Source organism: Natronoglycomyces albus (assembly GCF_016925535.1).
GTDB classification, from domain to species: Bacteria; Actinomycetota; Actinomycetes; order Mycobacteriales; family Micromonosporaceae; genus Natronoglycomyces; species Natronoglycomyces albus.
On the sequence record NZ_CP070496.1, the window covers coordinates 640,749 to 658,867 of the forward strand.

16 protein-coding genes and 1 tRNA gene are annotated in these 18,119 nt (G+C 62.4%); 10 read left to right on the forward strand and 7 right to left on the reverse strand.

Annotated features, from left to right (window positions below):
• The first annotated feature begins 1 nt into the window (after position 1).
• From nuoK to JQS30_RS02725, 6 genes are all read left to right on the forward strand, one after another.
• Positions 2-301 carry an NADH-quinone oxidoreductase subunit NuoK gene (nuoK, locus tag JQS30_RS02700; RefSeq protein WP_213171864.1) on the forward strand — a complete coding sequence of 100 codons (300 nt, stop codon included), beginning with the start codon at positions 2-4 and terminating at the stop codon, positions 299-301.
• 10 nt (positions 302-311) lie between these two features.
• The gene (gene nuoL, locus JQS30_RS02705) at positions 312-2,225 is read left to right on the forward strand and encodes an NADH-quinone oxidoreductase subunit L (protein ID WP_213171865.1); all 1,914 of its coding nucleotides are present in this window, start codon (positions 312-314) and stop codon (positions 2,223-2,225) included.
• The gene (locus JQS30_RS02710; protein WP_213171866.1) at positions 2,222-3,787 is read left to right on the forward strand and encodes an NADH-quinone oxidoreductase subunit M; all 1,566 of its coding nucleotides are present in this window, start codon (positions 2,222-2,224) and stop codon (positions 3,785-3,787) included. The genes nuoL and JQS30_RS02710 overlap by 4 nt, the downstream gene beginning before the upstream one ends.
• Positions 3,780-5,357: an NADH-quinone oxidoreductase subunit NuoN gene (gene nuoN / locus JQS30_RS02715; RefSeq protein WP_213171867.1), complete on the forward strand. Its 1,578-nt coding sequence runs from the start codon at positions 3,780-3,782 to the stop codon at positions 5,355-5,357. The genes JQS30_RS02710 and nuoN overlap by 8 nt, the downstream gene beginning before the upstream one ends.
• 195 nt (positions 5,358-5,552) lie before the next feature.
• Positions 5,553-5,909 (forward strand): hypothetical protein, encoded by a 357-nt coding sequence (locus JQS30_RS02720; RefSeq protein ID WP_213171868.1) that lies wholly within the window; start codon positions 5,553-5,555, stop codon positions 5,907-5,909.
• A gap of 77 nt (positions 5,910-5,986) precedes the next feature.
• Entirely contained in the window at positions 5,987-7,576 is a 1,590-nt protein-coding gene (locus tag JQS30_RS02725; RefSeq protein ID WP_213171869.1) for a hypothetical protein, read from the forward strand.
• Between the two features lie 78 nt (positions 7,577-7,654).
• On the opposite strand, the gene JQS30_RS02730 is transcribed toward JQS30_RS02725, so the two are convergent.
• The gene (locus tag JQS30_RS02730; protein ID WP_246498023.1) at positions 7,655-8,659 is read right to left on the reverse strand and encodes a polyprenyl synthetase family protein; all 1,005 of its coding nucleotides are present in this window, start codon (positions 8,657-8,659) and stop codon (positions 7,655-7,657) included.
• 574 nt (positions 8,660-9,233) lie between these two features.
• Here JQS30_RS02730 and JQS30_RS02735 point away from each other — a divergent pair.
• A complete protein-coding gene (locus tag JQS30_RS02735) occupies positions 9,234-10,022 on the forward strand; it encodes an IclR family transcriptional regulator (protein WP_213171870.1) in 789 nt (262 codons plus the stop codon).
• Positions 10,023-10,183: 161 nt separating this feature from the next.
• On the opposite strand, the gene JQS30_RS02740 is transcribed toward JQS30_RS02735, so the two are convergent.
• The 5 genes from JQS30_RS02740 to JQS30_RS02760 form a co-directional block, all read right to left on the reverse strand.
• On the reverse strand, positions 10,184-10,576 hold the full coding sequence (locus JQS30_RS02740) for a phage holin family protein (RefSeq protein WP_343076146.1): 393 nt from the start codon (positions 10,574-10,576) through the stop codon (positions 10,184-10,186).
• A gap of 319 nt (positions 10,577-10,895) precedes the next feature.
• Positions 10,896-11,909, reverse strand: a complete 1,014-nt coding sequence (locus JQS30_RS02745) for a 2-oxoacid:ferredoxin oxidoreductase subunit beta (RefSeq protein ID WP_213171872.1) — start codon at positions 11,907-11,909, stop codon at positions 10,896-10,898.
• Positions 11,902-13,758: a 2-oxoacid:acceptor oxidoreductase subunit alpha gene (locus JQS30_RS02750; RefSeq protein WP_343076147.1), complete on the reverse strand. Its 1,857-nt coding sequence runs from the start codon at positions 13,756-13,758 to the stop codon at positions 11,902-11,904. The genes JQS30_RS02745 and JQS30_RS02750 overlap by 8 nt, the downstream gene beginning before the upstream one ends.
• A 243-nt stretch (positions 13,759-14,001) precedes the next feature.
• Positions 14,002-14,859 carry a hypothetical protein gene (locus JQS30_RS02755; RefSeq protein ID WP_213171874.1) on the reverse strand — a complete coding sequence of 286 codons (858 nt, stop codon included), beginning with the start codon at positions 14,857-14,859 and terminating at the stop codon, positions 14,002-14,004.
• Positions 14,860-14,913: 54 nt separating this feature from the next.
• Entirely contained in the window at positions 14,914-15,702 is a 789-nt protein-coding gene (locus JQS30_RS02760) for an RNA polymerase sigma factor (RefSeq protein ID WP_213171875.1), read from the reverse strand.
• A 430-nt stretch (positions 15,703-16,132) separates the two neighbouring features.
• Between JQS30_RS02760 and JQS30_RS02765 the strand changes: the two genes are divergently transcribed.
• From JQS30_RS02765 to JQS30_RS02775, 3 genes are all read left to right on the forward strand, one after another.
• Positions 16,133-16,216: transfer RNA gene (locus JQS30_RS02765), tRNA-Leu, on the forward strand.
• Positions 16,217-16,467: 251 nt separating this feature from the next.
• A complete protein-coding gene (locus tag JQS30_RS02770; protein WP_213171876.1) occupies positions 16,468-17,271 on the forward strand; it encodes a Bax inhibitor-1/YccA family protein in 804 nt (267 codons plus the stop codon).
• An 18-nt stretch (positions 17,272-17,289) separates the two neighbouring features.
• Positions 17,290-17,619 (forward strand): hypothetical protein, encoded by a 330-nt coding sequence (locus JQS30_RS02775; protein WP_213171877.1) that lies wholly within the window; start codon positions 17,290-17,292, stop codon positions 17,617-17,619.
• A 7-nt stretch (positions 17,620-17,626) separates the two neighbouring features.
• Here JQS30_RS02775 and cutA read toward each other — a convergent pair whose 3' ends face one another.
• On the reverse strand, positions 17,627-17,956 hold the full coding sequence (cutA, locus tag JQS30_RS02780; RefSeq protein WP_213171878.1) for a divalent-cation tolerance protein CutA: 330 nt from the start codon (positions 17,954-17,956) through the stop codon (positions 17,627-17,629).
• Between the last annotated feature and the right edge of the window lie 163 nt (positions 17,957-18,119).

The window sequence follows — 18,119 nt, forward strand, 5'->3', positions numbered from 1 at the left end:
GATGAACCCCGAGTACTACCTCATCTTGGCCGCTGCCCTTTTCTGCATCGGCGCTGTCGGCGTTCTCGTGCGCCGCAACGCCATCGTGGTGTTCATGTGCGTGGAGCTGATGCTCAACGCCGGCAACCTCACCCTCGTCACCTTCGCCCGCACCAACGGTTCGGTAGACGGCCAAGTCATGGCCTTCTTCGTCATGGTGGTCGCGGCAGCCGAAGTGGTGGTGGGGCTGGCCATCGTCATGGCCATCTACCGTTCCCGCCGATCGGCTTCGGTCGACGACGCCAACCTGCTGAAGTGCTAGCGAGGACGAAGTGGACGAAATAGAATACGCTTCCGCCACCGGAGCGTTCAGCTACCTGTGGCTGCTCATTGCCCTCCCCGCCCTGGGCGCGCTCTTCCTGCTCTTGGCAGGTCGACGCGCCGACAAATGGGGACATTGGGTCGGCGTCGCGACAGTGGCCTCATCCTTCGGGTTGGGCCTGTGGATGTTCTTCTCCCTGCGCGGCCTGACCGATAAGACCGCCTATCAGGAACTTTTCCAGTTCCTGTCGGTCGGAGACCTCACCATCGACGCCGCTTTGCTGTTCGACCCGCTCTCGGCGGTGTTCGTTCTGCTCATCACCGGTGTTGGCTCGCTCATTCACCTGTACGCGGTCGGATACATGGAGCACGACGAGGGGCGTCGCCGATTCTTCGGTTACTTCAACCTCTTCGTGGCCGCGATGCTGCTGTTGGTCTTGGGCGGCAACTACTTCATGATGTTCGTTGGCTGGGAGGGCGTCGGTCTCGCCTCGTACCTGCTCATCTCCTTTTGGCAGATGAAGCCCTCGGCGGCAACGGCCGGTAAGAAGGCGTTCCTGACCAACCGGGTGGCCGACGTCGGATTCGTTCTGGCACTGTTCACCATGATCGGCGCGGTCGGCTCCGTTGACTTCGACGCGGTTTTTAACGCCGGAATCGACGGCCAACTCACCTCCGGGGTCACCCTGGCGCTGGGGTTGCTGTTGTTGCTGGCCGCGGTCGGAAAGTCCGGTCAGTTCCCGCTCCAGACCTGGTTGCCCGATGCGATGGAAGGCCCCACCCCGGTCTCCGCGCTCATCCACGCCGCCACCATGGTCACCGCCGGTGTGTACCTGATCGCCCGCTCGCACATCATCTTCGAGCTCAACTCCACCGTGCAGACCACGGTCGTTGCCATTGGTGCGATCACGCTCCTGTTCGGTTGTATCGTCGGTTGCGCCCAGGACGACATCAAGCGCATCCTGGCCTGGTCGACGGTCTCCCAGATCGGTTACATGTTCCTGGCCGTGGGGCTGGGCGGCGCGGCCTTGGCGCTGGGCATCATTCACTTGCTGGCACACGGCTTCTTCAAGGCCGGGCTCTTCCTCGGGGCCGGTTCGGTCATGCACGGCATGAACGACCAAACCGACATCCGCCGCTTCGGTGGGCTATGGAAGAAGATGCCCTGGACTTACGCCACTTTCGCGGCCGGGTGGATCGCCATCATCGGCATGTGGCCGTTCTCCGGATTCTTCACCAAGGACCCGATCATCCTGGCCGCTTTCGCCCGCGAGGGCTGGCAGGGCTGGGTCTTCGGAGGCTCGGCCCTACTGGGAGCGGCGATCACGGCCTTCTACATGACGCGCCTGTTCGTCCTCACCTTCCACGGACCTAAGCGTTGGACCGACCCGGATCACCACCCGCACGAGTCCCCACCGGTGATGGTGGTTCCGCTGGTATTCCTGGCGTTGGGTTCGGTTGGAGCCGGGTTCCTGCTGGCCGCTGGCGTGCCCGAGTGGCTTAGCCCGGTCTTTGGAGAGACGACGCTGGCCTATGGCCACCTTGGCCACACCGAGGTCATGATCCTGACATTGTCGGCGGTCGTTCTCGGCGCGGCTCTGGCTTGGTGGCTGTTCCGCTCCGGCGGTGAAAAAGTGCAGCAACCCGCGCGTACCGCCATCGTGCGCGCTGCCCGGTCCAGCCTGTACGGAGACCGCGCCAACGAACTGGTCCTCGAAACCCCCGGACGCTTCCTCACCAATGCCTCGGTGTGGATCGACAACCGGGGCGTGGACGGCATAGTCAATAGTCTGGCCGCCACCATCGGTGGCTCCTCGCGGCGGCTGCTGCGACTCCAGACCGGCTATGTCAGAAGTTACGCCCTGTCCATTCTCTTCGGTGCCGTGCTCGTCGTGGCGGCCCTGCTGGTGGTGTTTGTGGGATGAACGATTTCCCCTTCCTCTCGGCCCTGGTGATCACGCCCCTGCTTGGGGCGATCCTGGTCGCCTGTGTGCCGCGCGCCAAGCCGTTCCAGGCTAAGGCGATCGCGCTTGGCGTGTCGGTCCTCGTGGCCATCTTCGCCGCCGGCGCGGCCCTCACCTTCGACTACGGCTCGGACGCTCCCTGGTTGCAGCAGGTGGAGTCCTACCCGTGGATTCCCGCCTGGGATCTCTCGCTCACGTGGGGCATCGACGGCATCGCCTTGGTCTTGGTGCTGTTGACCGCCCTGCTGACGCCGATTGCGATTTTGGCCGCGTGGCGTGACCTCAACAGTCTGCACCGCTCAGTTCCGGCGTTCTTCGCGCTCATCTTGGCCTTGCAGGGCACGATGCTGGCGACGTTCCTGGCTGGCAACGTGCTGTTGTTCTACATTTTCTTCGAAGCCATGCTCGTGCCGATGTATTTCCTTATCGGTTCCTATGGCAGTGGGCCTCGTCGCCAGTACGCGGCCGTGAAGTTCTTCCTGTATTCGTTGCTGGGCGGGCTGGTCATGCTCGTCGCGGTCATCGGAGTGTGGGTGGCCTCGGGCGGCGTCTTCGACTGGGCGACCTTGGTGGGAGCCGATGGCGCGGACCCGGCCCTGGCGCTGGAGGCCGGAGCTCTTCAAAACTGGCTGTTCCTAGGCTTCTTCTTGGCCTTTGCCATCAAGGCTCCGTTCTTCCCGTTCCACACGTGGCTGCCGGACGCCGGTGGTGCCGCCCCGGCGGCGGTGGCGGCTTTGCTGGTGGGCGTCATGGACAAGATCGGTACCTTTGCGATCATGCGCTACGCGCTGCCGATGTTCCCCGACGCGGCGCAGACCTTCGCGCCGTGGGCCATTGGCATGGCGGTGATCGGTATCCTCTACGCCGCTTTGGTGGCCATCGGCCAGACCGACTTGAAACGCCTGGTCGCCTACACCTCGATTGCCCACTTTGGGTTTATCGGTGTCGGTATCTTCGCCTTTACCCAAGCCTCGGCCACAGGCGCGGTGCTCTACATGGTCAACCACGGCCTGGCCACCGGCTTGTTGTTCATCGTCGTGGGCATGTTGGCGGCGCGGCGTGGTTCGTCCCTGATCGCCGACTATGGCGGCGCGGCCAAGACCCTGCCGCTCTTGGCGGGCGTGTTCTTGCTGGCGGGCATGGCCTCTCTGGCCCTGCCGGGTACGGCCCCGTTCGTCTCGGAGTTCCTCGTCCTGCTGGGCACGTTCAGTGTCAACCAGCCGGTCGCGGTGATCTCCACGCTCGGTATCGTGCTGGCCGCCGCCTATGTGCTGTGGATGTATCAGCGCACGATGCAGGGCGACCGTAACCCGAAACTGGATCAGATGAAGGCTATGAAGCGCGACCTCACCGTGCGTGAAAAAGCTTTGGTGACACCGCTGGTGGTCGCGATCATCTTCTTTGGGTTCTATCCGCAGCCGCTGATCAACGCGATTGAGCCAGCCGTGGAGAACACCCTCCAGTACGTCCAGCTCGATTCCACCCCGGACGACGTAGCCACAGGAGACGAAGCCGATGAATAGCGAAAACACGCTTCTGAGCGCTGAGTTCATAGCGCCCGGCATTGAATGGGCGGCCCTGTCGCCACTCATCATCGTGTTCGGCGCGGCCTTCCTCGGTCTGCTGTTCGAAGCGACACTGCCCCGTCACCTGCGGTATGTCGCCCAGGTGCCGTTGGCGGTGTTGGCCCTCCTGGGCGCTCTGGTCGCGGTGCTGGTCAACGCTGGCACCTCCACTGCGGCGTTCACCCGCGACGGGGAAAGCCTCGGGTCGATCATCATCGACGGTCCGGGCCTGTTCCTCATGGGCACGATCGTTGTTCTCGGCGCGGTGGCGATACTGCTCTTGGCCGAGACTCGGGCCGGTGGTACGTCCGACTTTGTGGCCGAGGCGGCCGTGGTGGCCGACAGCCCCGCCGACTTCGAACAGCGCAACGAACCGGCTGCCACTGAGATCTTCCCGCTGGCGCTGTTCGCCATCGCCGGCATGATGATGTTCGTGGTCGCCGGGGACCTGTTGACGATGTTCGTGGCCCTAGAGGTCATGAGCTTGCCGCTGTACCTGCTATGTGGTCTGGCTCGTCGCCGTCGTCTGCTTAGCCAGGAGGCAGCCATGAAGTACTTCCTCTTGGGAGCCTTCGCCTCGGCGTTCTTCGTCTACGGCATGGCGATGGTCTATGGTTTCGCTGGAACGGTGACGTTCTGGGGCATCTCGGAGGCGGCCGTTGGTTCGACCGCTCCTCGGGTGCTGCTGCTGGCCGGTATCGGTCTGCTTTCGGTCGGCCTGCTGTTCAAGGCTGCCGCCGTCCCGTTCCACATGTGGACACCCGACGTCTACACCGGGGCTCCGACCCCGGTTACGGCCATGATGGCCGCGTGCGTCAAGGTTGCCGCTTTCGGCGGTTTGCTGCGGGTGTTCAACATGGCGTTCGATACGACCGCGTGGGACTGGAAGCCGCTGCTGACCGGTATCGCGGTGCTGACGATGCTTGGGGGCGCGCTCTTTGCCGTCACTCAAGCCAATATCAAGCGCCTGCTGGCCTATTCGTCGATCGCCAACGCCGGTTTCCTTCTCATCGGTGTTATCGCCCTGGACGGGGCCATTGGCGCGACGATGTTCTACCTACTGGCCTATGGTTTCACCGTTTTGGCGGCGTTTGGGTTGGTTAGCCTGGTGCGCGACCGCGATGGCGAGACGACGCACCTGTCGCGTTGGGCGGGGCTGGGCAAGCATTCGCCTTTGGCCGCCGGTGTCTTCACCTTCCTCATGCTGGCCCTAGCTGGCATTCCGCTGACCAGCGGATTCACTGCGAAGTTCGGCCTGTTTAGCGCGGGTGTGACGGCGGGCGAATGGGGCCTGGTGTTGGTGGCTATCGCCGCCAGCGCGATTCTGGCCTTCCCGTATCTGCGGGTGGTTGTGTTGGTGTGGCTCAATGAGCCTGCCGATGATGCGCCGACGGTGAATCTGCCCAGCCCGATGACGGGCACTGTGGTGGGCGTTGGGGCGGCGGCGACGCTGCTGCTGGGCTTGGTGCCGGGGCCGCTGTTGAATGTGATCAGTGACGCTGGTTCGTTCTTGGCTGGCGGCGGCTGATCTGGGTATTCGCTAGTCGAGTGAGGCCGGTCTCTTGTGGCCGGTGAGGAACTCTTTGGTGGGGAACACACGCATAGTTGTGTGTTCCCCACTTTTCTCGTTTTAGGCTACGGTAGAGGTGGAGCCAATGCGGCCGATTGGAAACCCCTTCCCAGTCGGCTCCTGAGATTCCGATCCCCTAAAGGAGTCCTGCGAATGTCTGTGGCGTTCAACCGTGATGACCTCGAGAGTTACCTCACGCGCCTGGGTTCGTTGCGTGAGGGGGCCGAGTCGGCGTATGCCGTTTTGACTCACCGTCTACAAGCCACCGATATCAAGCCGGGGACGTTTGCCGCGGCGGAGCGGCTGCGGGCTACGCATATGGTGCGGGTAGAGGAGTATGGGGTTCGTTTGCGCCGTTATGTGGGCGCGTTGGAGGCCCTGGAGCACAGCGTTCGCGAGAAGCTGGCCGCGTGGGAGGCCACTGACGCTGTGGTGGCCTCGGAATTTGATCACATCGACGCGAAGCAGATGGCCGCGCTTGATGGTCACTCCGATCGGTTGCGAGGTTAGTGGATATGAAACCTGAATTTCCCTCTTCGTCGGGGGATCATTCTGCCAGTCACGTTGATGGCCACGAGGTGGACCTGATGCGGACTCAGTTGTTCCGTACCTCGACTCCGCACACGTTGGAGACCGCTGCCGATGATTGGGCGGCGGTGGCCTCGGAGTTTTCCCCGGTACCGCATGACTTGCGCCGTTTTACCGATGAGTTGTTGGAGAATTGGCAGGCCGATGACGGTGATGAGCTGCGGGCCTTGGTGGAGGACTTGGTTTCGTTCGGCGAGGATCTGTTGGCGGGTATGAACTATGCCGCCGATACGGTTTTGCCTGGCGCGAAAGAGGCTTTGGAGTCGGCGATTTACTCTGCGCCTTATGCTCTTGACCCGTGGACGTTGCCGCATCCGATCGCGGGCCCGGGCGCGCGGGCGTTGTCTGATTCCGAGAAGTTGGCGGCTTGGCACGATAGTGGATTCGAGTGTTCGCATCCAGCGGGCTCACCGTGCTCTCTGAACGAAATGTGGTGTGAGGATTTCGTCGAGTGGAATAACACGGTGCGTTATCGGGAGGAACTCTCGGCGATGAGCGCGGCGATGTCGACGGTGCAGGAGGCCTTTGAGGATGTGGTCGCCGGCTGGGCCGCACCGCCGGAGGCTCCCGCTTCGACTCCGGGGACGGAGACGGTCGTGACTGGTCCGACTACGTGGACGATGTATCAGGTGGGTCTTGAGGCTGCCGCGACTGGCTACAGCCAGGGAGCGGAGACTTTTGACTATTATTCGCATGCGTCTTCGGGGCATGATTGGGTTGGTCATGGTTTTGCGGGGTCGGCGCGTGAGGATGCGGCGGCCAGTGACGAGGAAGTCGGTGATCGTCAGGTTGTCGCCGATGGCCTCATGGGCGGTGCCGCTACCTCCGCCGGTGGCGCGGCGGTGGCGGCCGCTTTGTCTCAGGCCAAGTCACAGTTGGCTGACGAGGCGGGGCAGGTTTCTGAGGACCCGCAAGCCGTCGCACCCGGGATTGGGGCCGGACTGGTTTCGGCACCGGGTGCGGGGGCTCCCGTGGGTGTGGGGGACCGGGGCGAGGGCCTCGGTGGGGCCGCCGGTGCTGGCGACTTCGAGGCTCAGGAGGAGTCGCAGGCGTCGTTTGAGGTGGAGCCGGTTCAGTCCGGGCAGGAGCCGACGGCGCGTTTGGCTGACGGCAGTGTGACGCTGGGTCCGTATTTGACTGATCAGATTCCTGATTCGGTGTGGGCGGATATGGCGGCTGGCTTGACTGATTCTCAGTGGGAACAGTTGGCCTCTGACAATCCGTCTCAGGTGCCCCCGCAGTTGGCGGCTCTGGCGCCCGCGAGTGTGTTTTCCCAGTTTCCTTGCAATGGTGAGGGTTTCGCTTTGCCGTGTGACCCTAGTGGTCGACCGCTGCCATTCGGGGTGGTTTTGGCTCCGGAGTTGGCCGAGCGTCTGCCCTCGGAGGTTGAGGCGTTGATTGGCTCTTATGACTTTGAGCAGGCTCGGGCGCAGTGGGAGCGCAGTCATCCGGGTAGTCCCAGTTTGGTGGGGGCTGAGTTCATCGGCGCGCCGATGTCCGCGCCGTTGCTGCCTATCTTGGGGTTGCCTTCTGAGAAGCTTGGTGCTGCGCCGCGGCCGATGGAGGATTCCGCGGACATATACCGTTGATTTTTGACACCGGGGGAGTTCTCGGTGACGTAGACGCGGGTCGCCCCATTGTGTGGGGCGACCCGCGTTTCACGTTTCTTAGCTGGTGCGGTTGGCCAGGTAGTCGCAGATGCCCGACAGGGCTTGCCGTGGGCCGCCCTCTGGCAGTTGGTGTACGCGCTTGCGGGAGCGAGCCACGTAGTCGTTGAGGACCTCGCGCGCCTGTCGCATTCCCTGGGAGGCGCGCAGCATCTCCAAGGTCTCCGGTAGGTCGGCCTCGTCCACCGGCTGGCTGATGAGTTCTCGCAGCCGTGCTTCGGCCGGGTCAGTGCCTCTCAGGGCGAACAGGACCGGCAGGGTGGGGATGCCTTCCATCAGGTCGGTGCCCTGTGCTTTGCCGAGGCGACCGGAGGAGGATTCGACGTCGATAATGTCGTCGGAGAGTTGGAAGGCGATGCCGATGAGCTCGCCGAATTCGGTGACGGCTTCGATGATGTCTGGTCCGGCTCCGGAGAACCAGGCTCCGAACTGGGCTGAGGTGGCGATGAGGGAGCCGGTTTTTTCGCTCAGGACGTTGAGGTGCCATTCCAGCGGGTCGGAATTGGCATCAGGGCCGATTGTCTCGTTGATCTGCCCTTGGACGAGGCGCGATAGGGTCACGGCTTGTTGGCGTACCGCCTCGGTGCCGAGGTCGGCCATGGTCTGGGCCGCGCAAGCGAACAGGTAGTCCCCGGTCAAGATGGCCACGGAGTTCGACCAGCGGCTGTTGGCGCTGGGTGCGCCTCGGCGCAGTGGGGCCTCGTCCATGACGTCGTCGTGGTAGAGCGTGGCCAGATGGGTCAGCTCCACGGCGACGGCGGCCTTGTAGACGGCGTCGTTGTCCGGCTCGCCGAAGTGGGCGCACATCAGCGTCAGCATTGGGCGGAATCGTTTCCCACCCGCTTGCCGGAGGTGATCGGCGCTTTCGTCGAGGAGGCGGCCGCCGCCTGCGACAGTTGCGCTCAAACGCCGTTCGACTTCTTGGAGAGAGCGCTGCATCGACACTTCGAAGTTGGGGTCGTCAAACTTCAGCGCCGTTAGCTGTTGCGTCATGCTGCTGTCCACGGGCTAACCATATCGTGAAGTGCCGTGGTTTACGACGCGGTAGCACGGAGGAGTTAGCTCCGTCTAGTCGGCGAGGATGGTGAGAAAGTTTATGCTAGTCCGACGGCGGCGTGATGCTGGTGCGGCGGATGCGAGTGGTGAAGCCTGGGAGGGCAGGAGGGGCCAAGTTCAGAGGTTCCGAATTTGCCCTGGGGTCCCCTATATGGGGAGAAAACGCTAGTTGTCACTAATTTGACCTTGACAGCAAGCGGCCAGGGTGGTGGAGTGAATGGTGGGGACTCACTCCACAACCCCGGCCGTATCTGGTGAATCGACCTAGCTGGGAAAGGTCGACTCTGTTGCAAGACGGATTCAGGGTGGGGCATGAACCATCTTGTTCGTCAGCGTCGAGGAACCGTCGTCGCTGACACTTCCCATACTTCTTGCTACCGGCTGATGACGCAACTATGACTTTTCAATATAGTGATAAGAGCGAGTTGCTGGCGGATACGGACGGGGAACAGTAACGTCAAGAGACGGCCTGACTGGACGCGATCGGCCCCGGAACCGATTGCCGAGAGGTGGGAACTTAGATATGGCTGGAGAACCGAGCTTCGGTCGTCCCAAGGAAGAGCCCGGCCAGCTGATCCAGAGTGTTCAGCGGGCTTTTCGTATCGTGGAAGCGGTAGGTAAGCGAACTGGCGGCATGACCGCCAAACAGATCGCCCGAGAGTGCGATCTGCGGCTGCCAACCGCCTACCACTTGCTGCGCACATTGCAGTACGAGGGATACCTCTGCAAAGACGACGATGGCAAGTTTTCCCTGGGTCTGGAAGTCTCCGACCGCTACCGGGAACTCACTAGCGCCATTCGTGGGCCCATCAACGCCGACGACCTGATGCGTCGAATGTCCTCCGAGACCGGTTATAGCTATTTCATCGGCCGCATGGTTGACGAACGAGTGGCCATCACCGCGGTCAACGAAGGCGGTCGTTCGCCCCGCGTGGAAGACCTCATCGTCGGTTTTGACGAGGGAGCCCACGCCACGGCTCTCGGTAAGGCCCTCTTGGCCGGGATGGAAGCCGAACAACGCGAGCGCTACCTCAAAGAAACGGGTATGCGCCGCTACACGCCGCGCACTCTCACCGAACTGGGCCAGATCGAATACGACCTGGCTTCCTTGGAACGCCAAGGTGTGTACACCGAGATTGGGCAGTTCCGCAATGGCGTCGGCTGTGCGGCGGTTCTGGTTCGCGGTAAGCAAGACCGCAGCGAATCTGTCGCCTTGGCCGCCGTGATGCCCGCGACCGACCTGCGGCCCTATGGCAACGTCATCAAACAGCGCCTGCGTCGCGCCGCCGTTGAGATGCAGCCGCTCTTGTAGACCTTTCCTCCCCCGCAGACGCACAGACGCCGACGAGAAACTCACGTTTCCCGTCGGCGTCAGGCTTTTTCTTGGCCCTGTGCCAATGAGGGCGGTTTAACCACCATCATTGCCCCAGGCCGCCTTGTCGCGAGCAGGATGTGCCCGCGTGCGAATGAGGTCTAGGACCTGGTGTGGTCCCCGGGCAGGGCGAGGGTGATGACCCAGCTGATGAACGAGACCAGCAGCGCGCCGAACATCGCCCAGCCGAAGTGGTCGACCGAGAAGGCCAAGTTCATAGCTCCGGCCAGCCACGCGACCAGCAGGAACAACAGGGCGTTGACCACTAGCGCGAACAGTCCCAGGGTCAGGATGTAGAGCCCACATCCGACGATCTTGATGATGGGCTTCAGTACCGCGTTGACCACGCCGAAGAGAACCGCGAGGACCGTGATGGTGATGATGGTTTCGCCGGCGGAGTCCGCCTCGATGTTAATCCCGCTCAGGAGAGCGGCCGTAATCCAGAAGGCCACGCCAGTGGCCGCAATACGCAGAAGAATACTCACGTTGCCCATCTTTACAGATCCGCGCTGGCCCACAGACAAGGCCCGAGTTGGGTCTTTGTACGTCCACGCAGGGTATTGGGGCACAAACTAACCGCTACCGGCAATTGCTGAGCATGGAGTCACCGTGTTTCCTAAGCGACGTTGCGACTGGGCCCAAACGAGGCGCCAAACGACAGTGAAGCTTATGCAAGGGCACTTTCGGCGTTCTCGTCAGCTCGTCTAGGAGCCTAAACCGCGCTTCCTGCCGCCTTGAACTCGCACTTTTGCATAAGCGTTGAGTGTGGGTCGTCATCTGCGATAGATGACGACCCACACTCAACGCTGTTTGCTACAGGACCGTCCAGGTGTCTCCGGAGTGCAGCAGGTCGTCCAGCTGGTCACGCTTGGAGCGCCCTGTGTCGGCCGAGGCGACTTGTTCGCGCACCAGCGCGTCATAGGTGGGCTGCTTCACCTTGCGGAACACCCCGATGGGAGTGGTGTCCAGCTGGGAGCCAGACAGGCGCGACAACGCGAACGCGTAGTCCGGCTGTGGAACGGTCGGGTCGTGGACGACGATGTCTTTTTCGTCAACCGAATCCTTGTCGACGGTCACCATGCCGTACTCGGCTCGCACGACCGCCTTGTCACCAAAGATGATCGGCTGGCCGGCCTCCAGACGAATGAGCGAAGCGTCGCGAGTCTCAGGCGCCTTCAGCGTCTCAAAGGCGTTGTCGTTGAAGATGGGGCAGTTCTGGTAGATCTCCACGAACGCCGAACCTTCGTGCTCGGCGGCTTCCCGCAGCACGCTTTGCAAGTGCTTGCGGTCAGAATCCAATGTGCGGGCCACAAACGACGCTTCCGCGCCCAGCGCCAGCGACAGCGGATTGAATGGCGCGTCCACCGAACCCATCGGGGAGGACTTCGTGAGCTTGCCCGGCTCCGAGGTGGGGGAGTATTGCCCCTTGGTCAGGCCGTAGATCCGGTTGTTGAACAACAAGATCTTCACGTTCACGTTGCGGCGTAGCGCGTGAATGAGGTGGTTGCCACCAATGGACAGCGCGTCGCCGTCGCCAGTCACCAGCCACACCGACAGGTCGGGACGAGACACGCTCAGGCCCGTGGCGATCGTTGGCGCGCGGCCGTGGATCGAGTGCATCCCGTAAGTGTTGAGGTAATAGGGGAAACGCGACGAGCAGCCAATCCCCGAGACGCACACGATGTTCTCGCGCGGAATTCCCAACTCTGGCAGGAAAGCCTGGAACGCGGCGAGCACGGCGTAGTCACCGCAGCCAGGGCACCAGCGCACTTCCTGGTCAGACTTGAAGTCCTTGGGCTTCAATGTCAACGGAATAGTCTCAGCCATTCTTCACGACCTCCTCGAGGACTGATTCGAGTTCTTGAGAGGTGAACGGCAGACCCCGCACCTGGTTGTACCCCTCGATATCGGCGTCAAACTGTGCCTTTAGCAGCAGCGAGAGCTGCCCTAGGTTCATCTCCGGCACGATCACCTTGCGGTAGCGGCTCAGCACCTCGCCCAGGTTGGCCGGGAACGGGTTCAAGTATTGGATGTGCGCCTGCGCGATGGAGAGCCCCCGGTCGCGCAAAGAACGGCACGCCGCCCCAATGGGGCCCCAGGTCGATCCCCAACCCAGCGCCAATACTTCGGCGTCGTCGTTGGGGTCGTCCACGACTAGGTCCGGCACCGTGACGCCCGCGATCTTCGCGGCGCGAGTGTGGACCATGTAGTTGTGGTTCTCCGGGTCATAGGAGATGTCACCGGTCTTGTCGGCCTTCTCGATCCCGCCGATGCGGTGTTGCAAGTCGGGAGTGCCCGGAATGGCCCACGGGCGGGCCAAAGTTTCCTCATCGCGCAGATAGGGCAGGAAGATGGGCTCGCCCTTGTCATTGACGGCGTTGAAGCCCGAGGCGTATTCGACGCGCAGGTCAGGCAGATCATCGGAGTTGGGCAGCTTCCATGGTTCTGAGCCATTGGCGAGGTAGCCGTCCGAGAGCAACATGACCGGCGTGCGGTAATGCACCGCGATACGCGCGGCCTCCAAAGCCATGGAGTAGCAGTCCGAAGGGGACTTCGGGGCGATGATGGCCATCGGTGCCTCGCCATGACGACCGTAGAAGGCCATCAGTAGGTCGGCCTGCTCGGTCTTGGTCGGCATTCCCGTCGAAGGACCCGCGCGCTGAACGTCCACGATGATCATCGGAAGCTCAAGCGACACTGCCAAAGACATGGTCTCTGACTTCAGGGCGATTCCGGGGCCCGAGGAGGTGGTGATGCCCAAAGCGCCACCGTAGGCGGCGCCCAGAGCCGCGCCAGCGGCGGCGATTTCGTCCTCGGCTTGCACCGTGGTGACACCTAGGTTTTTGAATCGGCTGAGTTCATGTAGCACGTCTGAGGCGGGCGTGATCGGGTACGCGCCCAACAGGACCGGCAATTCGGAGGCCACCCCGGCGGCCGCGAGACCCCAGGCGAGCGCCTGGTTTCCGGTGATGTTGCGGTAGGTGCCGGGCTCGTGGGTCGCCGGGGGCACCTCGTATCGCACCGCAAAGGACTCGGCGGTCTCGCCGTAGTTCCAGCCCGCGTGCAAGGCGGCGACGTTGGCCGCGGCGATGTCGGGCTTGGAGGCGAACTTCTTGCCGAGAAATTCCTCGGTGGCGTCGGTGGAACGGGAATACATCCACGACACCAGCCCCAAGGCGAACATGTTCTTGGCCCGAGCCGCGTCTTTCTTACTGACGTCGAATTCCGCCAGCGCCGCGATTGTCAACGAGGTCAGCGCAACACTGTGGACTTGATAGCTCGACAGCGAGTCGTCTTCGAGTGGATTGCCCTCGTAGCCGACTTTTTGCAGGTTGCGTTTGGTGAACTCGTCGGAGTTGACCACGATGATGCCACCGGCGGTCAGGTCGCCGAGGTTGGCTTTCAGGGCGGCGGGGTTCATAGCGACGAGTACTTCGGGCTCGTCGCCGGGTGTGAGGATGTCGGAGTCGGCGAAGTGGATTTGGAAGCTGGACACGCCGGGGAGGGTTCCGGCGGGGGCGCGGATCTCGGCGGGGAAGTTGGGCAGTGTCGACAGGTCGTTGCCGATTTTGGCAGTTTCAGCGGTGAAGCGGTCACCTGTGAGCTGCATCCCATCGCCGGAGTCTCCGGCAAATCGGATGACGACCCGGTCTAGTTGCCGGACGGTATTCACCAAGATCTCCTCTTTACACGGGCTGGCCGCACGTGGCGCGGCGTAGGTTGGCCTGTGAGGCTTGTTCGCTGTGAGACTGGATGGGCTGCTGTGGGGTTTCGCGCGTGGCGTGTTCCCTTTAGCGGCCCTGCCTTGCCGTTGCTGAACAGGCCTCCTCTATATCGATGCTACGTCGTGAGCGGCAATGAGCGCCACAGCCGTTCTGTCGGTGTGGCGGTGGCCGTACCAGCACACCCACAGGCGGTTTTACTCGTCGCCCTCGTCGGTGTCGCCGGGGGATTCGCTGCCGGTGTGTTCGCTCTCAGTTGGTTCTGGTGTCGGGGATTCTTCCTCATCGGGTTCGTCTTCGATGAGGTGGAATTCTTCCCCGTCGTAGGCGAACTCCAGGTGATCACCGGCGTGCTTGATGCGGATGACGCCCTTGTCGATGTCGACCAGTTTGAACGTGGCCTCCTCGTCGTTTTGGGGCATCCATACCCAGGCGAACTGTTGTAGTTGCACTCCGGTGTCGGTTTCGGTGCGGTCGAAGGCGGCCACGGCCGAGCGTCCCTCGCAGTGGAGGGTCATGACTAGGTCATCGCGCCCATCGTCGTTCACGTCGCCAGTCAAGAATGCCCCGGTCAGCTCCCACGGAGCGTCGGGCTGGGCTAGTTCCCACTCATTGGGAGGCTCGGCGTGTTGGGCGAATGGGTATGTGCCCGCCGGGCATTTCGCGGAGTCTCCGGGCAGGTCGAACAGGACGAAGGTGGGTTCGAGTTCTGGCTCGGTTTCGTCCTTGGTGGTGGTGTCGACCTCGGTGGGGTGTTCTGATGCGGGCTTGGGTTCGGTTTCGGAAGCGGGGGCCGAAATGGGGGCGTGGGTGGTCGTCTCGGTGGCCGCTGGCGGCGCTTCGCCGGTGAGGTTTTGGGCCACGGCCATCCCGGCGGCGGTGAAGGCGGTGCCGGTGGTGATGGCGACGGTCAGGCCGATGGCGCGTCGGCGTCGCCGGGCGGGGGCGGCGGCGACTAGGTCGTCCACTCCGGGGGTGCTGAACATGGTTTCGGCGTCGTTGCGGAAGCTGGCGAATGATGCGGAGACGGCGTCGGACTCTTCGTGGTGGTTCATGCCGGTCCCCTTTCGCCGTTGGCGCCGTTGTTACGGAATGTGTTCATCACTGGTTTATTTCCGTGCCTGTTCGCGGGGCTCGTTCGATGGGGCTGGCCTATTAGTGTTCGCTCTCTGGCGGCCGGTGGCCACGGCACGGTCGGTGACAGTGCCCTTTCCTACATCGCCGGTGCATTGGGTGGTGGTTGCATCGGTGGGGTCGTTGTCGCTCAAGAGGATGGCCAGTTCGCCACGTGCTCGATGTAGCCAGGACTTCACGGTGCCGGGCTTGGCTCCGGTGGCTACCGCGATGTCGGCGATCGGCATGTCGGCCACGTAGTGCATGACGATGGCCCGTCTTTGTTTGGGCGGGATTTGTCCGAGGGCTTCGACTAGTGCCACGTGGTCGGGGTTGGCTCCGGGGGCGGGCTCTGGCGGTTTGGATTTCAGCAGGAAGCGGCGCATGACGGAGTTGCGGCGGTGGCGGCTGGCGGCGAGGTTCCAGGCGACGCGGCGCACCCAAGCGACAGGGTCGTCGTATCCGCCGATGGAGTTCCAGCGTTGCCATGCGCGCAAGAATGCCTCTTGCACCAAGTCCTGTGCTTCGGTGCCGTCTCCCAGGTAGGCATAGATTTGGGCGGTGAGCTGGGCAAAGTGGGCTTCATAGAGGTCGGTGAAGTCCGCTTCGGTGCGCAGGCCAGCGTCCAAGATGGGTATCGATCTTTCTGGGAGGATTCCGAGCCGTTTCATTGTGAATGGCTGGTCGGCCTCCTCCTGCAACGGGGTCCGATGTGCCGCAAGGGAAGCGGTGGTTGCACAGTGTTGACGTCGCCTCGACGCTTCCGTGTGGGGCACTGTGGTCATCGCTTCACTGTACTTGATGTGGCGGCTTTGCAGTAGTCAAGGCATTGGGGGTTTGGGCAGGTCGTGGCCTTTGTGGCGGTTGAGAATCAGCGTTTTGGGCACCAGTGGCGGTGCGAATGTGTCATTGGGGTGCAAGCGCGACAAAAGAGTGTTCATGCAGAAACTCTCTGTCATGTCAAGGGTTCTGTCGCCATGTCGACGCAATGTTATGGGAAGCGTTTTCTGTGGTGGGTGTGCTGGCTGTGAGCCCCTCGTGGGAAGCGAGATTGTGATTTTGTCGCTAGCGTGTCAGGTAAGCGAATCTCACGGTTCGTTTGACCCAGTGCATGAAAGTCGTTGAGGCGTACGCTCTTTCGCCTTTGGCCCAAGACGGTCGCGCCCGGATCGCGCTATCGCATGGCCAAGAGGCGCCGCGAGCGAACGACTCTCAGCCCGAGTGGTGGAATCAGGTATACACAGCCAGCTTAAAACTGGTGCCAGCGCGGCGTTGCGGGTTCAAATCCTGCCTCGGGCACTTCTTCGATAGGTCAGATACGGGTCACTAGTTCGCGTAGTCGAGCAGTTACGAAGCTCACGTCACTGTCGAGTGGCGACGGGCCGAGGGGGATGAGCCAAGCAAAAAACCAGTGCGCAACAGCTGTGATGTCACGCTGGTGTCAAAATGTGATGTGGTCGCGTCACTCCATGTCTACCTGGTGATGTAGGCGCCCTGTAGGCTAAATGGCACTAAGCAAAGCGTCGAGTAAGTGTCACCGGAGGAGTGAAATGGAAAGTCGCAACCGTTCATTGCACCAAATGATGAACAGCCAGCGAACTGCCGGCCAACCCACGATCGGGGCCGAGTACGGCTCGTATGACGGCATGACCCAAGCCCCCCGCGTGGAGACGATGACCGTTGACGACGTCATCGTGCGTACGGTGGGTCTGCTGGGATTGACCCTGGTTGGGGCGTTCTTCACCTGGACCCTCGCCTCGGGCGGCAACGTGGCTCTCGCCCAGAGCCTTAGCTTTGTCGGCATGCTGGTCGGCTTCGGCGTCATGATCTTCAGCATGTTCCGCCCCATCATGAGCCCCGCGGTGGCGGTCGTCTACTGCGTCGGGCAGGGTTTCCTGCTCGGTTTTGTCAGCCTTATCTTCAACCAGATCCACCCCGGCATCGCCGTGAACGCGGTGATTGGCACGGTTCTGGTCTTCATCGGCATGCTGCTTCTGTACAAGAACCGCGTTGTCCGCAACTCCCCGAAGTTCACCAAGGTCATGATGGGTGCCGGTATCGGCTTCGGTCTGCTGATTCTGGTCAACTTCGCCTCGCGCATGATGGGCGCTGACCTGGGTCTGTTCTCGCAGCCTGGCGAGTCGGGCACCTTGCTGCAGTGGCTCATCGTCATTGGTCTGGTCGCGTTCGCCGCGTTCTCGTTCGTGTTGGACTTCGACATGATCGAGCAGTCGGTCGCGCAGGGCGCCCCCAAGAAGTTCGCTTGGGCCGGTGCCTTCGGTCTGGCCGCGGGCCTGATCTTCCTGTACTGGACGCTGCTGCAGCTGCTGTCGCTGTTCCAGGGCGGAGACTAGTCCTAGCCCGGTAGTTCTATGACGACGTCATTGGGGCAGGCGCTCGGTCGCATCGTGCACGGCACGAAGCACTGGACGCCTGCCCGTTTGCGTGCCCGCCACGGTGCTGAGCCAACGAAGGCTGAGGTGCTCGCGCAGTTGGTGCAGCGGCTGGCCGACCTGACAGCTGAGGTGGAGGCGCAGCCTCGGCGTACCGTGCCCGCCCCTTCCTCGGACTCGACGTTGCCGGTGCAGCTGGCGGTGATGGCCGCCGACCTGGAGCGGGTGGCCGACCGGCTCGATGAGGAGCAGCGGCGGCGCGTTCAGGCCGCGATCGATGAGGCCCGCACTCGCTTGTTTGACACCTAGGTGTCCGCTATTTGACTTCCTCGGCCACCCACGCCGCGTAGCCCGGTGAGGTCCGCACATCGAAGACGAGGAAGCACGGCAGGTCGTAGGGGTGGAATTGATCGACGGCGGCGCGCACCTCTTCGACGAGGCGGGCGCTGGTGTGGATCGCCAGCCGAGCCTCGGGCTCGTTTTCGACCCGGCCTTCCCAGCGGTAGATGCTCATGACCTGCTGGATGCTTTGCGCGCACGCGGCCAGACGCTCCTGGATAAGGAGCTCTGCCAGCTCGGAGGCGCTTTCGGGACTGGGACAGGTGACGACGATTTCGACGATGTTCGCGGTGACAGTTGAGTCCATGTCCATATCGTCCTCGATCGTGTCCCTTTGTGGCCAGGAAATTCAGTTGGTGGTTTAAGGTTTTTGTCAGATACGCCACGTAGCCTTAGAATCGTGGACGTGAGATTGTTGCCCGATCTACTGGGAAATCGAAGTCAACGGCGAACTCATCGCCCACTGCTAG